Origin of the sequence: Paraburkholderia fungorum (assembly GCF_046026025.1) — a bacterium.
Taxonomy (GTDB): domain Bacteria; phylum Pseudomonadota; class Gammaproteobacteria; order Burkholderiales; family Burkholderiaceae; genus Paraburkholderia; species Paraburkholderia fungorum_E.
This window is the reverse complement of record NZ_JAQQFL010000003.1, coordinates 247523-264252: the sequence shown is the minus strand read 5'-3', so window position 1 is coordinate 264252 and position 16730 is coordinate 247523. Positions and strand designations below refer to the sequence as shown.

The window sequence follows — 16730 nt, the reverse complement described above, 5'->3', positions numbered from 1 at the left end:
AATAAACTGTCCGGAGACCAGTTCAGAAAGACCGCTTATGCCATGTACTCCGATAATGATGGCAACGATAAGCGTAAAATTTTTCGCTATTATCCTTCTCATGGTCCTTTGTCTTATCTATCCATGTTCCAATATTTGATCGCGATCCATTGGCTTGTAGCACTGCACACAACAAGCTAGTCGCTCGCGCATCGGTAGTGACGACTACCGCTTCACATCAGCAGGTTTACGGCACAAGGTCCGAGGGACTTTAGCGCTATGGTTCCCGGCCGGGAAGTTCACTCGTGTGAATGCATTTGTGGTTACTGACAGTTGTCAACAATATTGATGCAACTGCCGAGCGTCCGAACCTGGCGGAACGGGGTCCGGCGGTTTCCTCTGCTCAGTTTCCCCGTTCAATACGGGTATCGCCAAGTCTGAGCGAATCCGTACGCCGCTGTCACTTTTCCCAGGCACGAATTCTTCGCGTGCCGAAAATAAAGTTTTCACGGAATTGGCCGAAAACCAATTAAATATCTTTCCTCGACGAGGTGAACAAAGCGTATCGGAAGTACGCACGTCGACGCGAACCTGACCGGACAAACCACCCTCAATCCACTATATGATTTCAACGCCCGACTTCCACCGCCGCTGGCGCATCGCAGTGGTTCCGTTATCGATGGTCATTGTCTGCTTATCCGGGAACGCGGCTGCGGCGAACTGGACGCCGATGCCGACAGATTCCACCCTCACGTACCTGCAGGAGTCGGCCATTCGTATCGGTGAAGACGTCTACTTCGCAGAGCAAGGCCCGGTCTATCGCATGGAGCGCGGTGGTGAGGCAGTCCGCGACGATACGATGCAAGCAACGTCGCTCGAGGAAATCGATTGCGCGGCGCAGCGCGAACGAATGCTGCTGACCGATACCTATCAAAGCGGCAGATTCCTTCGGCTATTTGAGGACGCGTCCAGATCTTACAAACAAGCGGTATTCAAGTCGGATAACGAGCCCCCACCTCGCCTTGAGAGGCTGAAGGCGATATGCGCGCTACCGCTGCATCGGGAGCGTCTCGTTAACGTTGGCAGAGGAGACGGAGATACGCTGTTTCAGATCGACACGCGCAGCGTGCGCGATTCTGGAAACTTGAGACTGGTTTGGGCGCGCATCGACTATCCGAAGACGACACTCAATCCGCCCTATGGCGCGCCATACGATTCAATTCGCGAATTGATCGCGCTCGATTGTGCCGCCGGGAATGCGCAGGTGCCAATTCGCTACTACTTTTCACCGGGGGGCGATATTACTGACGCGACGAAATTGCTCGATGCGCCTGCGCCCGCCACCTCGATTGAATCCGACCCGCTGATTGCACAGGCCGCGCATGCCGTTTGCGGCGCACCGATCGATCCTGAACACTTCGCCGGTCCGATCGGTGGCGACGTTGTCCGTAAGAAGCCGGAAACCCCTGAGATGCCTGCCATCGAAGTCGGCCCGATAGCCGACGACGTACGGGCCGCAGCGGACGCATTCGGTCGGGCACTGCCCGGTATCGCACGCTTTTCAAAAGCTACCGTTGTAGAGACGATGTCCAGTTCTTCACCCCAGCTTTCTCCATCCAGAATCGTGATCGAATTGCGACCGCAGTCGGACGGTACAACGTTGCTGCGAGAATCCTACTCAACCTTATACGTCGATCGCGCTTCCGTCGGCGGGTTTGCACAACTTGGCTCAAGGATGATCACCAACACACCCGAGAGCGGCGGGAGCATTACCGAGCAACTCAGCGCGACGGTATCGACGTTCGCCGACGGAGCGACATTCGACTATCGGAGCAGCTCGAGAAATTCAAGGCTGGGCAGGTTAGTCAAAGACGACGAAACCTGTCGAGTCGGAAAACCCATGGACGCTGCAACGTTGAATGCCAACCTTGCGGGCCGTGCGTGGCCGGTCGATTGTACTGGCGACGGTCGACCGCGGCAGTCGGGCTACTACGTGGAAGCGCTTCGTTACTTCCTCGTCACGGAAAGCGAATCGAGTAGCTACGGCAAATCAACTACTCGTATCGAGTCCGTAACCATCGAGCAATGAGGTGCTATTTGAACGATTCCGCGAATGGCGTGCTTCCGCCTGATGGGCTTGTTCCTGACGGCAATTGCGCTCTTTAGCGTGATGGGTTGTCTTGGACACGCGCCTGGCTCATAGGAATCCACAGGCCTAAATTGTTACCGGTCGGAGGGTGCCGTCTACCGACCGCTGATGGCCGAACGCCGCACGATGGTGAGCGGCCCAGTTCGACCCCGGAGCGGTCGGTCGCGCTCCGGTGAAGCGGCCATTCAACATTCGGTGAGAGACGCACAAGCTCTCAAAGTTGAGCTGCCAGGGGTGGTAACTCAGGCGATAACCTTCTGCTCCCCGGCAGCCTGCTCGCGCATGCGACGGGCTTCGTCGCGCAGGAACTGCTGGTAATCGTCCAGATCGCCGTCGAAGGGCTCGACGCCACCCTTGGTGACGAGCCAGAACTCGTCACATACCGCGCGCAGCAGGGACCGGTCGTGACTGACCAGCAGCACTGTGCCTTCGAATTCGTTGAGTGCCATGCCTAGCGCTTCGCGTGTGGCCAGGTCGAGGTGATTGGTAGGCTCGTCGAGCAGCAGCAGGTTGGGGCGCTGCCACACGATCATGCACAACACGAGCCTCGCCTTTTCACCGCCGCTCATCGTGCCGACCGCCTGATGGACCATGTCGCCACTGAAGTTGAAGGTGCCGAGGAAGGTGCGAAGCGATTGTTCGGTGCCACTCTGGCCCGGGGCACGCAGGTGCGCCGGCGTGTCCCTGGCAAGTCGGATCATGTGTTCCAGCGGCGTGTCGAGAGGACGCAGCACGTCGAGTTCCTGCTGGGCGAAGTAGCCGATGTTCAGGCCTTTGCCTTCGCTGATTTCGCCGGCAATCGGCGCCAGCTCGTGCGCCACCGTCTTTACCAGCGTGGACTTGCCCTGGCCGTTGGCACCGAGAATGCCGATGCGCTGCCCGGCCAGCACGGATCGGTTGATGCCTCGCACAATGACCGTCGGCGGCGTGTCCGGCGGTGCGTCGGCCGGCGCCGGGTAGCCGAAGCTCGCGTCCAGCATCGACAACAGCGGGTTCGGGATGTTGAGCGGCTCCTTGAACTCGAAGGTGAACTCCGCGTCGGCAAGCACCGGCGCGATCTTCTCCATGCGTTCGAGCGCCTTGACCCGGCTCTGTGCCTGCTTCGCCTTCGAGGCCTTGGCCTTGAAACGGTCGATGAACGTCTGCAGGTGGGCGATCTTGTCCGCCTGCCTGGCCACCGCGGCCTGCTGCAACACGAGTTGCTCGGCACGCATGTCTTCGAACTTGCTGTAGTTGCCGCCATAACGCACCAGCTTTGCGTTGTCGACGTGCACGGTCACCTGAGTCACCGCGTCGAGGAATTCGCGGTCGTGGCTGATCACGACCATGGTTCCTTCGTAGCGCTTGAGCCACGCTTCCAGCCAGACCAGCGCGTCCAGGTCGAGGTGATTGGTCGGTTCGTCGAGCAGCAGCAAGTCGGACGGGCACATGAGCGCGCGCGCCAGTTGCAGTCGCATGCGCCAGCCGCCGGAGAAACTGTTGACCGGCTGGCTAAGCTGCGCAGCACTGAAGCCAAGGCCCTGGATCAGCGCCTGGGCACGCGCGGGGGCATCATGTGCACCGGCGTCGTGCAGGGCCATGTAGGCGTGCGCCATGCGCATGCCGTCGTCGCTGGCCTCCGCGGCGGCTACTTCGGCCTGCGCGGCCAGCAGTATGGTGTCACCGTCGATGACGAAGTCGGTCGCACTTTGCTCGGTCTCCGGCATATCCTGCGCGACCTGGCCCATCTTCCATGCGGCGGGAATTGAGAACTCGCCGCCATCTTCGTGCAACGATCCGTTAAGAAGGCCGAAAAAGGACGATTTGCCGGCGCCATTGCGGCCGACAAGGCCAATTTTTTCGCCGGGGGTGAAGGTGACGGACGCGTGGTCGAGTACAACGTTGACGCCGCGGCGCAGCGTGACATTACGGACGGAAATCATAAGGAGCTACTTCGGAGAGGATAGGCATGATAGCCGACCGGACGTGCAAGGCAGCCTCTTTTCTGGCCGCGCGAGTGAAGAGCCGCTTGCGCTTTGCGGCGCCCACCGGCTGCAAAGCAAGGCGGGCTCTGGCGCACCGGGCGTTCCGGCTGCGTGGCTAATCAGGCGCTGCACACGCCATTGATGACGCTTCGGCGGCAGGCTTTTTTAACCTGGGCCCAACACGTACCCCATGACGGGTTGCAGAAAAATATGGGTGCTAACGTGGGCGATTTCTGCCGTTACGAAACCATATCGCCAGTAAAGAAAGCCCCAAAGAATGCCTGTCAGGATAAAGTGCGCAACAACATAGAGCAGGAAAGCAGCCGTTAAGTGTGACGGGTAAAACGGCGCTTCATTTAGCAGCATCGGAATAGCTTGGGCAAGAATAATGGCGATCCAGTAAGCGGCGTTTGGAATCTGTCCTCGCGAATCCCGCCAAACAAGTCCCATGCCCCACAGCATCGTCGACATGAAAACAAGCCGGTAAAAAATGTTCTCGTTGAACGCGCGCAGCATGAAATAAACCAGGCGTTCTGACAGGGGATGCCCGGCGAAAAAGGCAACGTAATCTGGCGGCAGCAATTGCCGGAACACGATGAGGTCGACGGTCGCGACGTAAACTGCGACGAGCAACCCGATACTAAAAGCGACTACAACGGGTCGACCAAGATCATGGGCAGCCAGCCGAAGGCCGGTCCGCTGCGCACAGAAAATCCCGATCACGGTCAATGCAAGAAACAGAACGACGCGAATCCACGGCACACCGCCAGTGATTGCATTGAAAACAATATCAAAACCTGCCTGCGACGCAATCAATGCACCGACAAGCAGAAGCGTGCCGGCCGGTAGCCAGCTCGATCGAGGCGAATTTTCGGGGAGCGCGGGAATACTCATAGGATTGGGAAAACAATATCACACCCTCATAACGGCCATTGCACGATGGTCCGAGTTCGGGCGATGCGCCTACCGTCCGATCCGCTGCCGCGGTTACAAATGTCCACCATCGATCTCATTCACACTATCAGTGAAAGATCCCGTCGGCGCCTTCGTCGAGGGTGGGGAACGTTTGGGAAACTCCGTGCAGCTATGTTGGTGGCGGTTGTCCCGCACCGCCCGTCTCGACCGGGAAGAGAGGCCAGGACAGCGCGTCAGGTGGAAAGGAGCGCCCCAGGCTGCTGTCGGCGTTTTCGGTCCGCTACTCGTCGGATCTACTGAACAGGAGATGGGTCGATGCAAGAGCCTCGCGGACGTGACGATAATAGTGTCCCTGATCTCTTAGATTGGGGCTTTGAAGACAGCGCGCCCAAGGGGCACGACTACGACGCGTTTTGGACATACTTGAGGAGTTGTAGCGGAACGAATGAAATGGGCCTCGTTTCCGTAAGTGGAGCGATCCCTCTTCTCGGAAATAGCAAATTAAGTATCGACACGGGATTTGCCTATGCCGTTGCCAACTCCAACGGCGCATGCGTTCAGATCAGCCTGACCCGCGAAGAACCGTCGGCCAACGCGAGAAAAGTATTTTGGCTGACCTGGGAGCGGTACAAGGTGATGACGGCCCTGAGGTCCGATTACGAGGACAAGTGCGATATTTTTATGACGCCAAAGCTGGAAGGATGCCGATTTGTAATCGATGAGACATCCGTTCGTCATGTCGCGGCTGATTCCGGCCACAAGAGCGCTGGACGAGACGAGGCGGAACTCGCTGTTTCAGGGCCATTTTCGCAGCACAGAAGGAAAGTGAGTATCTCGCAGTCGGATGGAGACGACAGTTATTTTGCCAAAGTGGGCACGGGAACCGCGCAGCTATTCGGAATCAAGGTTGAGAATAAATGGATTTATAAATGGCTAAAGATTAATCGCGACGGCGCTGTCAAGTGGACGATTATCAATATATAAGTCTCTGGCGGGGTACTCAGCGGCGCGTATGCCGTCGCGCCGTTGAATAGCATCGGATGTCCCCTATCAAAGCGTTGAGGCAACCCGGGCAACGATCTGCGAGCGTCGCGCTAGCGAACCTGCCGACCGCTGACGCACCAGCTCCACAATGTGCTGCGGCGCCGTGTCCAGGCTGCCGGCGTCGAACGGCGGATCGGGCGCATATTCGAGCGCCAGTTGGACCGCTTGTGCCTCCTCTGTCCCGACAAGTTCGGCTGCCAGCGTCAGGGCAAAATCGATTCCCGCAGTCACACCTCCACCGGTCACCAGATTGCCGTCGCGGACCACCCGATCGCGCACGGGAATAGCGCCCAACGGACCGAGCAATTCGTGAAACGCCCAGTGTGTGGTCGCGCGGCGTCCACGCAGGAGACCGGCCGCGCCAAGAACCAGAGCACCGGTACAGACGGACGTAACGAAGCGGGCATTGCCGGCCTGCCGCCGGATGAATCCGAGCGTCTCACGGTCCTCCATCAAATCTCCAACGCCGGCACCGCCAGGGATGCATATCACGTCGAGGGCCGGGCAACTGTCGAAGGTGGTGTCGGGTGTCAACGTGAGCCCGCTGCTGGCCTTCAGCGGCGCGAGGTCTTTCCAGACAAGGTGGACTGCCACATCGGGCAGCGACGCAAAAACGTCATACGGCCCGCTCAGGTCAAGCTGTTGTACTTGCGGGAACAGGAGAAACCCAATTTGGAGCGTCATCGCAGAACCTCGTTGCGTAATTGCACATGGCATGCCAGATGTTCGGCGGCCACACAGGGATGGACAGACAAAATGTACGCAAGTAACGTATGGCGGGAATGCCATATCACCAACATTTACCGCCAACTGTCATGTCCAACGCACTTCGATCGATTAACGTGCTCGCCTTCCCAGACGTGCAACTGCTAGACGTTTCGGGACCATTGCAAGTGTTTGCATCCGCGAATGAGCTTGCGCGCCAGCAAGGTCTTGCCGCACCGTATGCTCCCCGCGTAATCGCCGCTCAGTCGGAATCCGTAATCTCATCAGCCGGGCTGGGACTCCTTACCTATCCATTGCCATCCGCTCACGAGCGCTCGGACACCCTCATCGTGGCCGGCGGCGGTGGCGTCCACGCGGCGTCGCAGGACCTCTCGCTGACCGGGTGGCTGCGCCGGCACGCCGCGACGTCCCGACGGGTTGCATCGGTGTGCACGGGCGCCTTTTTGCTCGCGGCCGCGGGGCTGCTCGATGAACGCCGCGTCGTGACCCACTGGGCACATTGCGACGAACTCGCGCAGCGATACCCCACGTTGCGCGTCGAGCCCGACCCGATTTTCATACACGATGGACCAATCTGGACCTCCGCAGGCGTAACGGCTGGTATCGATCTGGCGCTTGCTCTTGTGGAAGAGGATTTTGGACGCTCACTGGCGCTGGACGTCGCCCGGCATCTTGTGGTCTTTCTCAAGCGACCAGGTGGACAAGCTCAGTTCAGCGCGACCTTGTTGCTGCAAAAAGATTGTGATCAATTTGGAGAACTACACGCGTGGATCGTCGAACATCTTACGGCGGACTTGTCAGTTGCGGCTCTCGCTGCCCGCGTGGGGATGAGCGAACGCAGTTTTATGCGTCACTATCGCGCAAGAACCGGAAAGACACCGGCGCGGGCAGTCGAGCAGATCCGGTCCGAAACGGCTCTGCGCTTACTCGGCGATACGTCATGGCCAATCAAACGCATAGCAGCACGATGTGGATTCGGCAGCGAAGAGACCATGCGACGCAGCTTGATGCGGGCAATCGCCGTCACTCCGCAGGCGTATCGCGAACACTTCGCGTCACGACATGGCAACACTGACGGTCGGTAGCGCGCATTAGCGACCGCAATCCGCGCTCAGGACCGATTACTGCGACGCGTCTAGCTGCACTCTTTCGAGTTCAGCATGTGCCTCGTCAACCTTGCGCTGTCGTTCGGCGATTTTCTTCGCGCTCTTGCCATCGGCTCTCGCTTCCTGCAGGTCGCGCTGGCGTTCAGAGAGCTTTTTTTGTGCCGCATCCACCTTGCGTTGCGCATCGCTGCGCAGCACGGCATCTGTACAGTTCGCGTTCATCTGAGCGAGCGCGGTTTCGAGGCCATCAATGCGTTTCGCATTGCCGTGTGCTTGCGCATAGTCGATTTCTTTCTCTATCGAGGCGCGCTTTGCATCGCAACCGTTTGTTTGCGCTGAACACACCATCGGATAGATCACCATACCGAGCAATAACGCCTTGATCGCCATATTCATTAGAAGCCTCACAATAATAGGGTCCGCTGCTATCCGCAAAGCGGACCCTCGTTGAATAACCGATTACCACCTCGCTCTATCGCGAAGGTGAACGCTGTGTTCCGGTCGCCGTTCGCGAAGAAGCGCAAATCCGCCGTCAGAACACTACCGCATTTCGGCACGAAGTTCCCGCACTCCACGGCCGAGCCTCCGGCGCAGCAACGTCCGCAATGTCGCCGTGTCGGCGTAGCCAACCTCGCTTGCAATTGTCTCGAGGTCGTAGCCAATCGAGACGAGGTTCTGCGCCCGCTCGATTCGCAGGTCCTGGAAAAACGCCAATGGCGACTTGCCCAGCACCGCCTCGGTACGGCGCTGCAAGGTGCGTGGTCCAACGGACAACGCACCCGCCGCTGCCTGAAGCGAAAACCCCAGGGAAAGATTCTCGCGAGCCCATCGTTCGAATCGCGCGACCAGGGGGTCGGCGTGGGCGAGGTGATCGGGAATGATGTACTCGGCCTGGGATGAGCGCTTGTCAATCAGCATGAAGCGGGCAACGAGCGTCGCAAGTTCGGGACTTGCCTGGCGCAACAACCATAGCGCAAGGTCGAGATGACCCATTGCCGAACCTGCCGTGACTACGCGATGCGAGGCGACGACCATGCGTGAATCATCCAGATTGACAGCCGGATAGCGTTGGCGAAAGAAAGGCGCCAGTGACCAGGTGGTCGTCGCCTCGCGATGATCCAGAAGCCCGGCTTCGGCCAACAGGAAAGTGCCGATACAGGCGGCCGCAATGCTAACGCCGTCAGCATGCCAGGTACGCAAGTACGCCATGGCGTCGCGCACGTCTCGACGCTGTAGCGCCTCGATCAGGCGCTCTGGCTGCCTGACACTCGGCGCCGGCACCACGACCCAATCTGGGTGGCGGACGGTGCTTGCCGGTTCCACCAGAGTCGACAATCCGCGCGCGGTACGAATGCGTCTGCGCACGCCAACCAGCTTGACGTCGAAGGGCGGCGTGGCAAACCCCTGAGCAGCGGCCAGTTCATTGGCCATCGCGAAGGTATCCAGCAACACCGTGAGCCCAGTGTCGAATAGACCGTCAAGCGCCAAGATGACCAGTCTCATGTCGCAAACACCGCTATTAATGTCATTTACGACTATAGCTCTGTTTCGGTATGAGGCCTAGACTGCACAGCAATGCGGCGAAAATACGCGCTGCCTGACAAAAGGAGAAAGCATGAGCGGTCCGAACCAAGCTGACCTCGACCGTCCGATCTGGACGGCCCTCACAACAAAGCAGGCGCACCTTGGGCAAGGAGACGCGCTCGCCCGTCGCTACCATCCCGATGTGGCGCCTTTTGCTGCGCTAGCCACCGAAACGCCCGCTGCATACCAGGCGCTCCATCAGCTTTTGCGGCCTCACGAGCAGGTCGCCTTGCTATGTCTGGAACCGATGGGTCCGGTCGACGGACTGCAAGCGACGTACATCGGCGTGATCCATCAAATGATCGCCCCGCAGCGAGAAGCACGAAGTACGAACGACCAGGAAGTCATCCGGCTAGGTCACGCGGATGCAAACGATATGCTCGATCTGGCCCAGAAGGCCAAGCCCGGACCTTTCGGCAAGCGGACTGGCGAGATGGGCAATTACATTGGGATTCGCGACCACGGGCGTCTCATTGCGATGGCCGGTGAACGGATGCGCGTCGACGGATACGTTGAGATTAGCGCCGTTTGCGTGGATGAAGCGCATCGCGGAAAGGGTCTCGCCGGGCGGCTCGTAAACGTCTTGCGCAAAGAAATTGTGCAACGGGAGGAAACGCCGTTTCTGCACGTGTTAAGTGACAATATTTCCGCGATTCGGTTGTATGAAAGTCTTGGTTTCCAATTGCGCCGCACGTTTCATCTTAATCGCATCGGACATGCCGATCCGGGTTCGGCTGCGGTTCTTTAAACCCATTTAGCGAAGACAAACTCACCAGGTCTAAAAATGTCCTGATCACCGGAGCCAGCAGTGGCTTCGGTTGCGACACTGCAGAGACGCCCGCACGCGCCGGGCACCCGGTATTCGCTTCGATGCGCAACGCCGTCGACCACAACCGCCCCATGCCGAGACCCTGCAAGCCAAGGGTCCGCGTAGAGACCATCGTCTCCATCACTCACATGTCGGTCCATCGAGTATTGCAGCAAGAAACGGGGGGCACCCGACTGCTTGCGCCAATATCGTTCAGGCAGAGGGAAGCGATGGCGTCTCCCTCATCCAACTTCAGTCAATGAGGAATTCACCATGTCCAAGGAAGATGACAACAAATCCGTCGTGGGGCGCTGGTTCACCCATTTCTGGGGCGAGACGTGCAATCTCGACATCGTCGATGAACTTGCTGCGCCCGACATGCTGCTTCGATATTCGCTGCACGAACCGCGACGTGGCCGCGAGGATATCAAGGCATTCATGACCGATTTCCGCGAAGCGTTCCCGGACCTCAACTTCTGGGGCGCCGCTGATCTTATCGCCGAAGGAGACTATGTCGTTGGTCGCTGGGAAGGCGGTGGCACACATAGCGGCCCGGCATTCAGCGATTTCCTGATTGGCTCGTTGCCTGCTGCGACCGGTCGCACAATGCGCTTCACCGGCACAACCGTGCTTCGGCTCAAAGACGGCAAGATAGTCGAAGAAATCGGACTGGACGACGGCGTGACTGCGCTACAACAACTTGGACTCATCACGGTAGCGTGATAGAAGGCAGCGCGTTTTCGCCGTCCCCAAGCAACGCTGCGCGCATCTAATACCACGACGACAACGGGCCGGGCGCACCCCGGCCTGTTCCATAAGCATGGCGCTAACCGTGAAGAGCAGCCCTCGGGTAAAGAGGGCCATCCGAAGCGATGCTGTCAATCGTCGCTTTGTGGCCGAAAACCGTCTCATACTCGACGGGCGAGAACAGGATCGACCTCGTTATGTGTCAGGCCGAATCTCGCCACGCGAGCGCGGTGGTCTGACGAGCCCAGATACGAACGTAGCTGCCCGTTTACCGCATTGAGCAAATCGCTGTTTCTTCTATTGAAGGAGAATGCCCCGAGAGGAAGGTCCTGCTGCTTGCCATGCGTTCCCCTCTCGAACTCCACGGCCTCAAAGACCGAGCCGCCGATACGATCCGCAAGCACGCGATTTCCCACGGCGGTGCTGGCGTACGCATCGATCGCCCCCGAGCGCACCGCCGCGATCGCGTCGCTCTGATGCTCGAAGATGGCTATCTGGTCCTCGCTTACGCCTGACGCTCTCGCCGAGTCGTGCTGTACCTGGCCGGCAATGATGCCAAGGCGTGCATCGTGGCGTTCGGCAAGCGACGCATAGCTCTTGAGCGCTTTCGGATTGCCGGCCCGAACCAGGAAGCCGTCTCCGATCGCCCACACGGGTACGCTGAACGCCACCCGTGTGGCACGTTCGGGTGTAACGAAGAGCGGAACGTTCATATCCCACCGGCCGGCTTCCACACCCGGCAGCAGTTCACTGAAGGTCGTCAGACGATGCTCGATCCGGGTGACACCGATCGCCCGAAGAACCGCGTCGGCCAGATCAATGTCAGCGCCCGTAGCGGTACGATCCGCTTCCGTCCAACCGAACGGTGGTTCCTCGATGTACGCAATCGTTACCTTCATCGCTGTGTCTCGCGAAAGGGGAACGGCCATCAAATTTCTTGAGCCGATTGTCGGCAATTCTACTTGCATGCGCGATTTTTTTGACCGCACGGAGCCGAACGACGAACGCCCCAACCTGCCCCGTTACGCACTTTCACCTGCCACATCCGAACCTCCATTGAACGTATCCAGTCGGCCTGTCGTGTTACCGGCAGCGGATCCCGCTAAGATAGGGCTCTTTGCCGAAAGGTACCTGCTCATGACCACGCTCACCGATCGTCCCAACACCGCACTCGTCGTTATCGATCTTCAGAATGAAGTCGTCGCGAACGCATATCGGCGTCATGAAGTGCTCGACACAGTCAATATGCTTATTGGCCGGGCACGCAGTGCAAAGGTACCGGTTGTTTGGGTGCGCCACGCCGACGAAGACCTGAAAGCCGGTAGCGAAGCGTGGCAGATCGTTGCCGAACTTTCCCCGGCGCCGGGGGAAGCGATCGTCGAAAAGAGTTATCGCGACGCGTTTGACGGCACCGATCTGGAACAGGTGCTATCGAGGTTGGGAGTCGGCAAACTCCTTGTGACTGGCGCACAGACGGACATGTGCGTTCGCTCGACGCTGCACGGCGCAGTCGTACGCGGCTACGACGCGATTCTCGTCAGCGATGCCCACACAACGGAAGACATGACGCAAAGAGGCGCACCGCCACCGGATGCCGTAATCAGGCATACCAACCTTTACTGGAGCAATCAGCGGGCACCGGGCCGCACGGGCGGAGTCATCGCGAGCAAAGACGTCGAGTTCGCGCGCTGAGGTTGCTAACGAACCCAATGCCGGATTTCTTTGCGATCGTCGGCGATCCCCGGGACCGCGACGAACGTCTCGTCACGAGCGGCCACACGCACGTTCAGCTGCTGTCACTGTCTGAGCGATAAGCGTCGAGATGGTCATGGGGCCAACGCCTCCCGGCACTGGCGTCACTGCGGCACATCGGTCCAGCAGACCCGCGGGATCGATGTCGCCCACGCCACCCACGTGGTAGCCCGCATCGACAACGATAGCGCCGTCACTGATCCACTCGCTCGGAATGAAGTTCGGCTTTCCCACTGCGCCGACAATGATCTGTGCGCGCCGAACTTCAGCCTCGAGATTGACGGTCTTCGAATGACATAACGTAACCGTTGCGTTGGCGTTGGACAACATGAGCGCCATCGGTTTTCCGAGAATCGGACTGCGTCCCACGATCACGGCTCGCTTGCCTGATATGTCGATGCCGTAGTGTGAGAGCAGATGCATGATTCCGGCTGGCGTCGCCGAGCCGAATGCGGACTCGCCGAGCGCCATTAAGCCAAAGCCGTGGCTAGTGACGCCATCGACGTCTTTTGCAATCGAGATTCGATCAAAGCAGACGCGTTCGTCGACGTGAGCCGGAACCGGATGCTGGAGCAATATGCCGTGCACCGCCGGATCTGCATTCAGTTGGTCGATTTGTGAAACAACCGTTTCGGTGCTCGCCGATGAAGGCAGTGTGATCGCGCGTGAGTCCATCCCCACCCGGCGACACGCATTGCCTTTCATTCGAACATAGGTCGCGGACGAAGGATCCTCGCCTACTAAAATCGTCGCCAGTATTGGCGTTTGGTTGCCATTCCCTGCCCTCAGCGCCGCAACGCGATCTGACAATTCGCGTTCACGCAGCATGGCCAGGTTCTTGCCATCAAGCAGGATAGTCATGCGGTCTCCCAAAGCACACACCTGACCACAACACGCTTACAAGCAGGCGAACGGCGGCGCAAGTTCTACGCTCCCCGATAGTGTTCCATCTCTTTCGCCAGTCAGGCAGACGCCTGATTTTATCTCGCGTCACGCGGATCATAGAAAACAGCGGAAAACATGTCTATCTCGTAGCCAATTGCGCCGCACAAGCAGCCACCGTTCATTTTCATCTACCTCGATCCAATCTGGACTTGCGTCTTTGCCCCTCACCTGTGCGCTCTCCTATGCGAACGGCGACTTCGTCGAAAATCGTCTCGGCGAATTCAACAGCAACCGGCATCCTGGCGTCGTACATCATGACGAATTCAATTTCCGGCAGTTCCGGTAAGCCTTCGGCGACGCCCAATTCGCGAAGCTCGTCGTCGATCGCGTTACGCGACACCGGTGCGATGGCAATGCCGGCTCGGACGAACGCCCGGGTGGCCACCCGTCGCGACCGTCCGCATTTGTGGCTTGCTTATTTGCCGACTGCCCTGGAATCGATGCTGTCCGTTTCCTCGAATGGCGATCGCAAGACAATCGCGTCATCACGTTCAGGGCCAGTGGTAACCATTGACACCCGAACGCCGACTTCCTGCTGAATCGCTTCGATCAGCGCCACGGCCTGGCTGGGCAGGTCGCCATAGGACCGGATGCCCCGGGTCGAACCGTCCCAACCATCAAAGCGCTTGAGAACCGGCTGCAGACGCTGCTGCTCGGCGTTGGTGGACGGCATGTAGTCGATGCGCTTGCCATCGAGCTCATAGGCTACGCACACGTAGATCGAATCGAAGCCATCGAGAACGTCCAGCTTGGTCAGCGCCAGCAGGTCGATGCCGACGACCTTGCTGCTCTGCCGCAGTTGCACGGTGTCGAGCCAGCCGCAGCGGCGCGGGCGACCGGTATTGACGCCATATTCGCCGCCGCGCTGCCTGAGAACGTCACCGAGTGTCCCATCCACTTCGGACGTGAAAGGGCCTTCTCCAACACGCGTTGCGTAGACCTTGCTGACGCCAAGTACATGTCCAAGGTGCGAGGGAGCGATGCCGGTGCCACTGGCCGCGCCGGCGGCCACGGTGCTCGACGACGTCACATAGGGGTAGCTCCCCCAGTCCACGTCGAGCATCACGGCTTGCGAGCCTTCGAATACCGTGCGCTTACCCGATGAATGGGCCTCGTCGAGTTGTTCCCAGACGCGGCCCATGAACGGCAGGATTCTTGGTGCGATGGCAAGCAGGTCGCTCAACATCGGGTCTCGCGGGAAAGGTTCCTGACCAAGGCCGCGGAACCACGCGTTATGGTACTCAAGCAGTGCATCGAGTTTTTGAGCGAGCAGTTCCGGTTCAGCAAGGTCGCAGACGCGCAAGCCTCGGCGCCCAACCTTGTCTTCGTAGGCCGGACCGATACCGCGTAGCGTGGTGCCGATCGGCTTGGCGCGCAAGCGTTCCTGAGCGGCGTCGATCGCGCGATGGACCGGCAGCACCAGCGTAGCCGTCTCTGCGATCTGCAGCACCTCTGGCGTAACGCGGATGCCCAGCGCGGCCATACGGTCAATCTCCGAAAGCAGCGCCTCGGGGTCAAGGGCGACGCCGTTGCCGATCAGACCCAGCTTGCCGCGCACGATACCGCTGGGAAGCAGCGCCAGTTTGTAGGTCTGACCATTCACGACAAGCGTGTGACCGGCGTTGTGGCCGCCGTTGTAGCGGGCGACGATGTCCGCCTTCTCAGCAAGCCAGTCCACAATCCGGCCTTTTCCTTCATCGCCCCACTGCGCGCCAACCACAACAACATTCGACATACGGTAGTCTTCCTGGTGACTTAATCGAACAGATCCAGAACCAGACCTGCTGCCAACGGGCTCAATATATTGGACTACAGCCGTCGCGAAAATCGATATAAACTCATCTGAATTGTCAGGAAAACTCACATAGAGATTCGCCGCATGCCACGTCGTCTGCCACCGTTGAACGCACTGCGCGTATTCGAAGCCGCCGCCAGGCTCGAGAGCTTTTCCGCCGCGGCCGACGAGCTGTGCGTCACGCACGGGGCCGTTAGCCGGCAAGTGGGACAACTCGAGGCCTGGCTCGGGCACAACCTGTTTGAGCGCCGCGGCCGAAGGGTCGTACTGAACGCGCCGGGGCGTGCTTACCTGCCGGAGATATCGGCGGCGCTCGACCGCATTGCGCTGGCCACCAATGAACAGCTGCGGGTCACGCGACAGCAGATCATCAGGGTCAATGCACCGACTACGTTCGCGTTGCGATGGCTATTGCCGCAGCTTTCCAATTTCCAACTGACCAACCCAGCGGTGGAAGTCCGGCTGACTACTTCGGACGAACCGATCGAAAGGCTGCGCGACGAATGCGATGTGGCGATTCGCGGCAGCGAGCAGAAACCGGCCGGGTATGTAGTCAACGAATTTCTGTCGGAAGTCCGACTGCCGGTGTGCTCGCCCAAAGTGTTGGAATCGCATCCGATACACCAGGTCTCCGACTTGGCGTATCACACTCTGCTGCACACGGCGACCTATCCCGGCCTTTGGGCTGAATGGCTTGCGGCGTGCGGCAACCCCCGGCTTGCCGCACGCAATTCCCAGCAACTGGACCACTTTTATTTGACCTTGCAGGCCGCCATTGATGGCCTGGGTATTGCGATGGGCCCGACCGCGCTTGTCGCGCTCGATGTCGAAGAGGGCCGTCTGGTGTTTCCGTTCGACGGCCCGGCCTTGCCGGCGTGGCGCTACTGCAGCTATGTCCACCATGCACGCCTTGGCGATCCCGCCATCAATACCTTTCTGACGTGGTTGCGCGAACTGGGGCATCGTTTCTCGCGCAATGCATAGTGGCAAGTAACGGTTCGTCGGCACATGCATGTCATGGTCACCATGGCCATGATTGCGGTCACGGTGGAAGTATTACTGCAGCGATTTTTAATTTCATTGGTTTGAATCAGCCGCCTTATCCCGCCAGGCAGCAGGCTTCCGCTAGCCGAGTCATGGACGGATTCACGCTTGCTTGCCATGGCGCTTTCATGAGGGCGGCCAAGCCCGAGCTAAGGCCGCGGCCCGTCAGGGA

General features: G+C 59.2%; 15 protein-coding genes and 1 pseudogene. 7 read left to right on the top strand and 9 right to left on the bottom strand.

Annotated elements, in window-relative coordinates:
* Positions 1-601: 601 nt before the first annotated feature.
* Positions 602-2068, top strand: coding sequence for a surface-adhesin E family protein (locus PQR67_RS05430; RefSeq protein ID WP_408455501.1), 1467 nt, complete (start codon positions 602-604; stop codon positions 2066-2068).
* 302 nt (positions 2069-2370) lie between these two features.
* On the opposite strand, the gene PQR67_RS05425 is transcribed toward PQR67_RS05430, so the two are convergent.
* Positions 2371-4050 carry an ABC-F family ATP-binding cassette domain-containing protein gene (locus PQR67_RS05425; RefSeq protein ID WP_408455498.1) on the bottom strand — a complete coding sequence of 560 codons (1680 nt, stop codon included), beginning with the start codon at positions 4048-4050 and terminating at the stop codon, positions 2371-2373.
* Between the two features lie 207 nt (positions 4051-4257).
* The gene (locus tag PQR67_RS05420; RefSeq protein WP_408455496.1) at positions 4258-4986 is read right to left on the bottom strand and encodes a hypothetical protein; all 729 of its coding nucleotides are present in this window, start codon (positions 4984-4986) and stop codon (positions 4258-4260) included.
* 336 nt (positions 4987-5322) lie between these two features.
* Here PQR67_RS05420 and PQR67_RS05415 point away from each other — a divergent pair, with 336 nt between their 5' ends.
* Complete coding sequence (locus tag PQR67_RS05415) at positions 5323-5991, top strand: hypothetical protein (protein WP_408455494.1); 669 nt, start codon at positions 5323-5325, stop codon at positions 5989-5991.
* Positions 5992-6057: 66 nt separating this feature from the next.
* Here PQR67_RS05415 and PQR67_RS05410 read toward each other — a convergent pair whose 3' ends face one another.
* On the bottom strand, positions 6058-6735 hold the full coding sequence (locus tag PQR67_RS05410) for a DJ-1/PfpI family protein (protein WP_408455491.1): 678 nt from the start codon (positions 6733-6735) through the stop codon (positions 6058-6060).
* A gap of 131 nt (positions 6736-6866) precedes the next feature.
* Between PQR67_RS05410 and PQR67_RS05405 the strand changes: the two genes are divergently transcribed.
* Positions 6867-7862: a GlxA family transcriptional regulator gene (locus tag PQR67_RS05405; protein ID WP_408455489.1), complete on the top strand. Its 996-nt coding sequence runs from the start codon at positions 6867-6869 to the stop codon at positions 7860-7862.
* A 36-nt stretch (positions 7863-7898) separates the two neighbouring features.
* On the opposite strand, the gene PQR67_RS05400 is transcribed toward PQR67_RS05405, so the two are convergent.
* Both PQR67_RS05400 and PQR67_RS05395 read right to left on the bottom strand, forming a co-directional pair.
* On the bottom strand, positions 7899-8279 hold the full coding sequence (locus PQR67_RS05400) for a DUF1090 domain-containing protein (protein WP_408455487.1): 381 nt from the start codon (positions 8277-8279) through the stop codon (positions 7899-7901).
* Between the two features lie 144 nt (positions 8280-8423).
* Positions 8424-9386, bottom strand: coding sequence for a GlxA family transcriptional regulator (locus tag PQR67_RS05395; protein WP_408455484.1), 963 nt, complete (start codon positions 9384-9386; stop codon positions 8424-8426).
* Positions 9387-9498: 112 nt separating this feature from the next.
* On the opposite strand from PQR67_RS05395, the gene PQR67_RS05390 reads away from it, so the two are divergent.
* Together PQR67_RS05390 and PQR67_RS05385 are read left to right on the top strand one after the other, a co-directional pair.
* A complete protein-coding gene (locus PQR67_RS05390) occupies positions 9499-10215 on the top strand; it encodes a GNAT family N-acetyltransferase (protein WP_408455482.1) in 717 nt (238 codons plus the stop codon).
* Between the two features lie 333 nt (positions 10216-10548).
* Positions 10549-10998, top strand: a complete 450-nt coding sequence (locus PQR67_RS05385) for an ester cyclase (RefSeq protein WP_408455480.1) — start codon at positions 10549-10551, stop codon at positions 10996-10998.
* A 185-nt stretch (positions 10999-11183) separates the two neighbouring features.
* On the opposite strand, the gene PQR67_RS05380 is transcribed toward PQR67_RS05385, so the two are convergent.
* Positions 11184-11921: a transporter substrate-binding domain-containing protein gene (locus PQR67_RS05380; RefSeq protein WP_408455477.1), complete on the bottom strand. Its 738-nt coding sequence runs from the start codon at positions 11919-11921 to the stop codon at positions 11184-11186.
* Here PQR67_RS05380 and PQR67_RS05375 point away from each other — a divergent pair.
* The gene (locus PQR67_RS05375) at positions 11899-12714 is read left to right on the top strand and encodes a cysteine hydrolase family protein (protein WP_408455475.1); all 816 of its coding nucleotides are present in this window, start codon (positions 11899-11901) and stop codon (positions 12712-12714) included. The genes PQR67_RS05380 and PQR67_RS05375 overlap by 23 nt on opposite strands.
* A 72-nt stretch (positions 12715-12786) precedes the next feature.
* On the opposite strand, the gene PQR67_RS05370 is transcribed toward PQR67_RS05375, so the two are convergent.
* The 3 genes and pseudogenes from PQR67_RS05370 to PQR67_RS05360 all read right to left on the bottom strand — a co-directional run bounded on the left by PQR67_RS05370 (position 12787) and on the right by PQR67_RS05360 (position 15454).
* Positions 12787-13635 carry a tetrahydrofolate dehydrogenase/cyclohydrolase catalytic domain-containing protein gene (locus PQR67_RS05370; protein ID WP_408455473.1) on the bottom strand — a complete coding sequence of 283 codons (849 nt, stop codon included), beginning with the start codon at positions 13633-13635 and terminating at the stop codon, positions 12787-12789.
* 208 nt (positions 13636-13843) lie between these two features.
* Positions 13844-14095: pseudogene (locus PQR67_RS05365) on the bottom strand (hypothetical protein); the annotation flags it as partial.
* Positions 14096-14134: 39 nt separating this feature from the next.
* Positions 14135-15454 carry an adenylosuccinate synthase gene (locus PQR67_RS05360; protein WP_408455880.1) on the bottom strand — a complete coding sequence of 440 codons (1320 nt, stop codon included), beginning with the start codon at positions 15452-15454 and terminating at the stop codon, positions 14135-14137.
* Positions 15455-15598: 144 nt separating this feature from the next.
* On the opposite strand from PQR67_RS05360, the gene gcvA reads away from it, so the two are divergent.
* On the top strand, positions 15599-16498 hold the full coding sequence (gcvA, locus tag PQR67_RS05355; protein ID WP_408455471.1) for a transcriptional regulator GcvA: 900 nt from the start codon (positions 15599-15601) through the stop codon (positions 16496-16498).
* Positions 16499-16730: the final 232 nt, after the last annotated feature.